Origin of the sequence: uncultured Meiothermus sp. (genome assembly GCF_937863175.1) — a bacterium.
In the GTDB taxonomy this organism is placed as follows: Bacteria; Deinococcota; Deinococci; order Deinococcales; family Thermaceae; genus Meiothermus.
This window is the reverse complement of record NZ_CALMCQ010000149.1, coordinates 1-6,554: the sequence shown is the minus strand read 5'-3', so window position 1 is coordinate 6,554 and position 6,554 is coordinate 1. Positions and strand designations below refer to the sequence as shown.

Here is a 6,554-nt window from a genome sequence, read left to right as displayed (position 1 = left end):
GACGAGATCAACCTTAACCTGGGCTGTCCCTCGGAGCGGGTGCAGGGGGGTGGGTTTGGGGCTTGTCTGATGCTCGAGCCCGACCTGGTGGCCGAGTGTATGGCCGCGATGCGGCAGGCAGTGAAGATTCCTGTCACGGCCAAACACCGCCTGGGTGTGGATGAGGTCGAAGACTATCCCTACGTGGCTCGTTTTGTAGAGAAGCTGGCGGGGGTGGGCATCGAGGTGTTTATCGTGCATGCCCGCAAAGCCCACCTGAAAGGCCTCTCGCCAGCCGAGAACCGTACCGTTCCTCCGTTGCGCTATGACTGGGTGTACCGGCTCAAACAAGATTTCCCACAACTAACTTTGGTGCTCAATGGCGGGATACGGACGCTGGAAGAGGTTCAGGTACACCTGGCCCACCTGGACGGGGTCATGCTGGGACGGGCTGTCTACGATGATCCCTTTGTGCTCGAGCAGGCCGACTCGAAGCTGTTTGGACGGGCGCATTCCAGCACCCGCCTGGAAGTGGCCCAGGCCATGATCCGCTATGTCCAGACCCAGGTGGAGCGAGGGACACCGCTGTGGGCAGTGGTTCGGCACATGCTCAATTTGTTCAAGGGACAGCCGGGTGGACGTCTGTGGCGAAGGCTACTCTCCGAGCGGGCGAGCCGGCGGGGGGCGGGGGTGGAGGTGCTGCAAGAGGCGCTGGAGCAGGTTAAAGCACCTGTCTCCTGGGCCGAGTCCTTCCAGACGCGTTAATATCCCGTTTATCCGTTGGCGCTAGGCTGATTGGATGAGTCTGAGGTGTGAAGGGTCGGGTTGGATCTGGAGAGTCCGGGCCGCAACCCGGTCGGCCTGCAGTCGCCCAGGCTATACAGTCAGAGGATAAAAACATGCGTATTTTACTGGTCGAGGACGAACCCGGTCTGGCAGGGCCTCTGGTGGCCCTATTGCGGCGTGAGCGCTACGAGGTTGAGTGGGCCGAAAACACCGCCCAGGCACAGGCCCAGGTTAATGAGCACGAGCCAGACTTGATTGCCCTGGATGTGATGCTTCCGGAGGGTGACGATGCGGGGTTTCGCTTTGCCCAGCAACTTCGCCTGGGAGGGTTTGGGGGGGCCATTCTGTTTCTCACGGCTCGGGACACCGTAGAGGATCGGGTGCAGGGACTGGATCTGGGTGGCGACGACTATCTGGTGAAACCCTTTTCCCTCGAGGAATTCCTGGCGCGGGTGCGGGCTTTGCTGCGGCGGGGGGGCACTACCCGCCAGACCATTCTCGAGCGCGGCCCTCTGCGGGTGGAGTTTGCCAGTCGCAAAGTGTACTGGAACCAGAAGCTGGTTTCGCTGTCCGACAAGGAGTTCGCCTTGTTGGAGCGCCTGGCCCTGCACCCCGAGCGGGTGTTCGGGGTGGATGAGCTGCTGGAGAAGATATTTCCCGACACCGAGTCGGGCCACCGGATTTTGCGGGTATATGTACATCGCTTAAGGGAGAAGTTGGGGGAGAATGTAATTGCCACCCTGCCGGGGGGCTATGTGCTGGGAGTCTAACCAATGCGAGTTCTACAGGGCAAAACTGTCCAGGCCATCCCGATTACCCTGCCCAAACCCAAAGGCTGGGTGCTGCTGGGTGGGTTTCGCAGCCGCCTGTTGCTCAGTTTGTCCGCAGTAGTGGTACTGACCGCTTTGCTGGTGGGTGGGCTGGGGTTTGTGCGTTTTCAAGACACGCTGAGTCGGGAAGCCCGGCAGGATCTCGAGTCCATCACCAGTGCGGTAGCCCAGGCCCTGGTCATTACGCCGGAGCAGGCCAGGCTCGATCCCAACCGCCTGCCCAAGCTGGCCGAACTGGGTAGCAGCCGGTTTCGGGTAATGCGGGAAGAACAGGTATTTCTGGAAATCGGGGGCCGCTTTCCTACCGAGGCGGCGGGCTGGCTCAAAAACCAGCGGGTGCTGGAGGAAGGCTTTGTGTTGCATGCCGCCCTCGAGACCCGCAGCCAGAATGAGGCCCTGCAAGCCTTCTGGCGCACCGAACTGCTGGCCCTGCCCGTTTCGTTGCTGCTGGCCCTGATCGTGGCCTATCTGTTGTTTGGCTATCTAATGCGCCCCGTTCGCCACCTGACCGAAGCCGCCCACGCCATTGCCCAGCAGCGCTTTCCCAAGCCGGTTCCGGTGCCGCCCGGTCAGGATGAACTGTCCGACCTGGCCGAGAGCTTCAACCGCATGACCCTGGCGGTGGAAGGATTTTTGGATCGCGAGCGTAATTTTTCCCGTTACACCTCACACGAGCTACGTACCCCGCTGGCGACGCTGCGGGTGCAGGTAGAGGCCCTGGAACAGAACCTGCTCACGCCCGAGGAGTCGCTGCCGGCCATTAAGGGCAGCCTCGAGCGTCTGGAACGTTTGCTGGCTGGCTTGCTGGCCCTGACCCGCAGCCCGCAAAGAGACCCCGAGCCTGTCGAAATTGGCTTAACGTTACGATCTATAGTGCAAAATCTTACCCCCGAAGAGCGTATGCGTATTACGCTAGGGGGAGACCTGGAGGCGCAGGTGCTGGGTTATGAAGAGCTTCTCCAGCAAGCCCTGGCCAACCTGGTGGGCAATGCGCTCAAGTTTAGCCAGGAGACTGTGCGGGTCGAGGTTGGGCAGGATGCCATGATCCATATCCATATCCAAGACCAGGGCTCTGGGGTGCCCGAGGAGGCGTTGCAACGTCTGGGGGATCCCTTCCTACGGATGCAACCCAGGGTCGAAGGGATCGGGCTGGGTCTGGCCCTTGTCCGGCATATTACAGCCCTGCTGGGGGGCCGGCTTGAGTTCCGCAACCGCTCGGGGGGCGGTCTCGAGGCCATCCTGAGCCTGCCCAGGCTCGAGGTGAACCGTGTTTAGTTTCCGTGTAGCACTTTTACTGTGGGCTGCCCTGGCCCTGGTGGCGCCCCCAGCGCTGGCCGCTCGAGTCAAAGCCAGCAGCCAGCCCGATCTGGCGCCCGATGCTCAAATTATTGTGCAGCGTGGCAATGGAAACGGCAACGGGAATGGCAATGGTGGTGGGAACGGGAATGGCAACGGCGGGGGCAACGGGAACAGCGGGGGCAATGCCGGAGGCAACAGCAATAGTGGTGGTAATAGCGGTAATGCGGGTGGGGGTGGCAACAGCGGGAGCAACCAAAACCCCAACTCCAATTCCAGCTCCAACCCCCCTGGAGTCCGCCAGCTCCGCAGTTACATGGGCCAGGTGACGGTAAGTGCGGGTGGCCAGATCATTTCGGGGAATGTGCGCATCCAGAGCAACTCTCCCTGGTTGAACCTGGCCGTTCCAGGTATGTGGCTCGAGGCCAGCGGGGTCTGGGAGGGCGAGGTGTTTGTCGCTACCGAAGTCAAGCTGCACAGCCCCGTGCCCTGGGCCTTCTATCAGGGGCCCGCCAGTCTGGTGGGGGCCTCGCAGTACCAGTTTGTCAGCGCATGGTTTTCCAATAACCGCAACGACCCCTTCATGGCACTACGGGCGGCCAGCGAGCAGACCCAGGTGCGGGTGGTGGCCTACTTCGATGGAAACAAGTTCCGCGCCCTTCCAGCCAGCTTCCCCGTACCGGCAGGGCTCAAGCCCGGCTGGTACGAACTGATCGGCTCGGTAGGCGCACAGGGGCTGGTCTGGTCTTCGGTCAAGACGTTTCCGTAGTAAAGGGTCAGGGCTCAATAAAGTGAGGCTGGCGCAAAGCGGTCAACTGAACTGCCAGTCGCAAACCGCCCCGCTCGTTCTTGCCTACCACCCAGTCCCCAAGCCCTCGTACCTGGTTCCCATCAAAGCGGGCTGTAGCGTCCCGCGCTGCTCCGGGCCAGGCCCTTAAGTTCCAGCAGCATCAGCACCGACAGGGTCTCGCTGGTGGAGAGGCCGGTGGACTGGGCGATATCGTCGGGCAAAGCCTCGGAGAGCTCGAGCAAAGTCCGGTACACGTGGGCCTCCGGGCCCTCGAGTTGCAGCGATTGTTTTCTGGGAGCCAGAACCCCCAGCGCACCCAGCACGTCCTCGGTGTTCATCACCAGCCCGGCTCCATCCTGAATCAGCCGGTTGCTTCCCAGCGAGAAGGCGTCGCCGGGTCGTCCCGGCACGGCCAGCACATCGCGGCCCAGTTCTGCCGCAAACTTGGCGGTAATCAGGCTGCCGCTTTTTTCACCCGCCTCCACCACCAGTACTGCCCTGGAAAGAGCCGCCACGATCCGGTTGCGCCGGGGAAACAGCCCAGCCTGCGGTGGGGTTCCAAGCGGGAACTCCGACAGCACGTTCATCTGTTCGGCCAGAGCACGGTTCTGGGGGGGATAGAAACGATCCATGGCGCTTCCCAAAATTCCCAGGGTGTAGCCTCCACCCTCGAGGGCACCTTTGTGGGAGGCTGAGTCTATCCCCAGGGCCAGACCGGAGATGATGCCAATGCCGGCTTCGGCCAGCTCGCGCGCCACTTTGTGTGTCCAGGCGGTGGCCCAGGGGCTGGCCTTGCGGGTGCCTACAATGCCGATATTGTGCTGGGTGTGAGGCAGCTCGCCCCTCAGATATAGTACTGGGGGTGGGCTGTCCAGATGCTGCAATACTTCGGGATACTCCGGCTCCCACAACCCAATCAGCCGGAGGCCCAGCCTGGCTGCCTGCTCCCGTTCTTGCTCTGCCAGATCCTCCTTCAAGGTTCTGGCATAGGCGGCTGCAATTTCTGCGCCTAAGAGTTGGGCAATGGCCTCCACGCTCAGGTCGGTCGAAAGGGCTTGCTGTAAACGCCTGGGGCCAATATGGGGGGTTAGCGCAAGGGCCAGAGGACTGGGCATAGCTCGGTCTAGGATAGCGGATGGGGGAGGGGTTCGGGGGTTATCCTTCGCCTACCCCTATACTAGAACGGTGACTGAAGGAACCACCTATTCCGGTTTTGTAGCCCTGGTGGGCAAGCCTAACGTGGGCAAGTCCACCCTGCTCAACTCCATGCTGGGCGTGAAGATCGCCCCCATCAGCCCCAAGCCCCAGACCACCCGCAAGCGGGTGCGGGGCATCCATACCGAGGGCAGCCGCCAGATTGTGTTTGTAGACACGCCGGGCTGGCACGAGGCTGCCGATGCCATGAGCGAGTACATGATCCGCCAGATTACTGAAGCCCTGGCCGAGGTGAACCTGGTGCTCTGGCTGGTGGACTTGCGCCACCCCCCCACCCACGAAGACGAGCTGGTAGCGCGGGCGCTGCGCCTTCTCAAGGGTCAGGTGCCGATTTTTCTGGTAGGCAACAAGAGCGATGCCGCCAGGTATCCCGATACGGCGATGCAAGCCTATGCCGAACTGCTGCCGGGTCTGGAAACCCGCATGATTTCGGCCCAGAACGAACGCGGCGCCAAAGCCCTGCGCGATGAGGTGTTGGCCCTGCTGCCCGAGGGCCCTTTCTTCTTCCCCGAAGACTATGCCAAGGGCGACCAGACCCCCGAGGAGTGGGCTGCCGAGATTGTGCGCGAAGAAGCCATGAAGCGGCTCAAGGAAGAGATTCCCTACTCGATTGCCACCAGAACCGAAGAATTTGAGCAGCGCGACAACGGGATGTTGTATATCCAGGTCAACATCTATGTCGAGCGCGAGGGCCATAAGCCCATCCTGATTGGGGCCAGGGGACGGATGCTCAAAGAAATTGGGGCGGCAGCCCGCAAGCAGTTGGAAGTTTTTTTGTCCCGCAAGGTTTACCTCGAGCTTCAGGTCAAGGTCTACCCCAACTGGCGCAAAGACCCCGAGGCCCTGCGGGAACTGGGCTACCAGTGAACCATGGATACCGGGCGCATCTTGCTCTTGCTGGGCCTGGTGCTGGTGAGCCTGGGTCTGGTGTGGATGTATGCCCCTGGACTCCTGAGCTGGTTTGGCCGACTACCGGGGGACATTCGCATGGAGCGCGAGGGGTTCCGCTTTTTCTTCCCCCTTACCTCCATGCTGCTGGTCAGCCTGGCCTTGAGCCTGCTGCTCTACTTGTTGCGCTTCTTCCGGGGCCCTTAAGGGCTATTTTTAGTCCCCAGGGGCAGCAGATTTTGCTGTGAGATCCTGGCCTGGATGGTTTTGGCGATGGAGTGGGCGAACTGCTTCATGGCGCTGGCATTTTCGCCTGCGAAGTGCTCGTCCAGGGTGGCAGAGAAAAGCTCGAGCCAGCGCTGGAAGTGCTCTGGTTTGAGGGGTTTGTCGGCATTGAGCATCAGATGCTTGTACATCATCCCACCCCGGTAGTTTCCCCTGTGAAATACGATGTTCTCCCAAAAGTCGTGGATGACCGGCAGGTGGTTCCTCAAGTCCAGCCCTTCAAACAGAAAGCCAATCTGTGAGTCCTGGAGGGCTTTGGCGTAGAATTTGTCCACCACGGTAGCGATGTCGGCTCGAGAGGAAACGTCCGTCATGAATCCAAGGATACCTTGCAGCTCGAGCCGGGCCCGTGAACGGGTGCGCCCTTTGCATGGCTCAGCCATGAAATATCCCGTACGGGATTGTGAAACCGGGCTGCAGCAGGGGATGACCGTTCGAACTCCAGACGACATCCTCACAGCAACAACATCCCCATCTGCACAATT

8 protein-coding genes are annotated in these 6,554 nt (G+C 61.1%); 6 read left to right on the top strand and 2 right to left on the bottom strand.

From position 1 onward, the window contains the following. The 4 genes from dusA to Q0288_RS05885 all read left to right on the top strand — a co-directional run. Positions 1-744: tRNA dihydrouridine(20/20a) synthase DusA (dusA, locus tag Q0288_RS05900; protein WP_299428597.1), on the top strand; the 744-nt coding region annotated here is incomplete at its 5' end. Between the two features lie 134 nt (positions 745-878). Continuing rightward, positions 879-1,535 (top strand): response regulator transcription factor, encoded by a 657-nt coding sequence (locus tag Q0288_RS05895; protein WP_299428594.1) that lies wholly within the window; start codon positions 879-881, stop codon positions 1,533-1,535. Between the two features lie 3 nt (positions 1,536-1,538). After that, entirely contained in the window at positions 1,539-2,870 is a 1,332-nt protein-coding gene (locus Q0288_RS05890; protein WP_299428591.1) for a HAMP domain-containing sensor histidine kinase, read from the top strand. Continuing rightward, positions 2,863-3,660 carry a hypothetical protein gene (locus Q0288_RS05885; RefSeq protein WP_299428589.1) on the top strand — a complete coding sequence of 266 codons (798 nt, stop codon included), beginning with the start codon at positions 2,863-2,865 and terminating at the stop codon, positions 3,658-3,660. Before Q0288_RS05890 ends, Q0288_RS05885 begins: the two co-directional genes overlap by 8 nt. A gap of 122 nt (positions 3,661-3,782) precedes the next feature. Here the strand turns inward: Q0288_RS05885 and dprA are convergent, their stop codons facing one another. After that, the gene (dprA, locus tag Q0288_RS05880) at positions 3,783-4,796 is read right to left on the bottom strand and encodes a DNA-processing protein DprA (RefSeq protein WP_299428586.1); all 1,014 of its coding nucleotides are present in this window, start codon (positions 4,794-4,796) and stop codon (positions 3,783-3,785) included. Positions 4,797-4,866: 70 nt separating this feature from the next. Between dprA and era the strand changes: the two genes are divergently transcribed. Further along, complete coding sequence (gene era / locus Q0288_RS05875; RefSeq protein ID WP_299428584.1) at positions 4,867-5,763, top strand: GTPase Era; 897 nt, start codon at positions 4,867-4,869, stop codon at positions 5,761-5,763. A 3-nt stretch (positions 5,764-5,766) separates the two neighbouring features. Further along, positions 5,767-5,991, top strand: a complete 225-nt coding sequence (locus Q0288_RS05870; RefSeq protein ID WP_299428581.1) for a DUF2905 domain-containing protein — start codon at positions 5,767-5,769, stop codon at positions 5,989-5,991. On the opposite strand, the gene Q0288_RS05865 is transcribed toward Q0288_RS05870, so the two are convergent. Then, the gene (locus Q0288_RS05865; RefSeq protein WP_299428578.1) at positions 5,988-6,383 is read right to left on the bottom strand and encodes a group III truncated hemoglobin; all 396 of its coding nucleotides are present in this window, start codon (positions 6,381-6,383) and stop codon (positions 5,988-5,990) included. The two genes, Q0288_RS05870 and Q0288_RS05865, sit on opposite strands and share 4 nt — an antisense overlap. Positions 6,384-6,554: the final 171 nt, after the last annotated feature.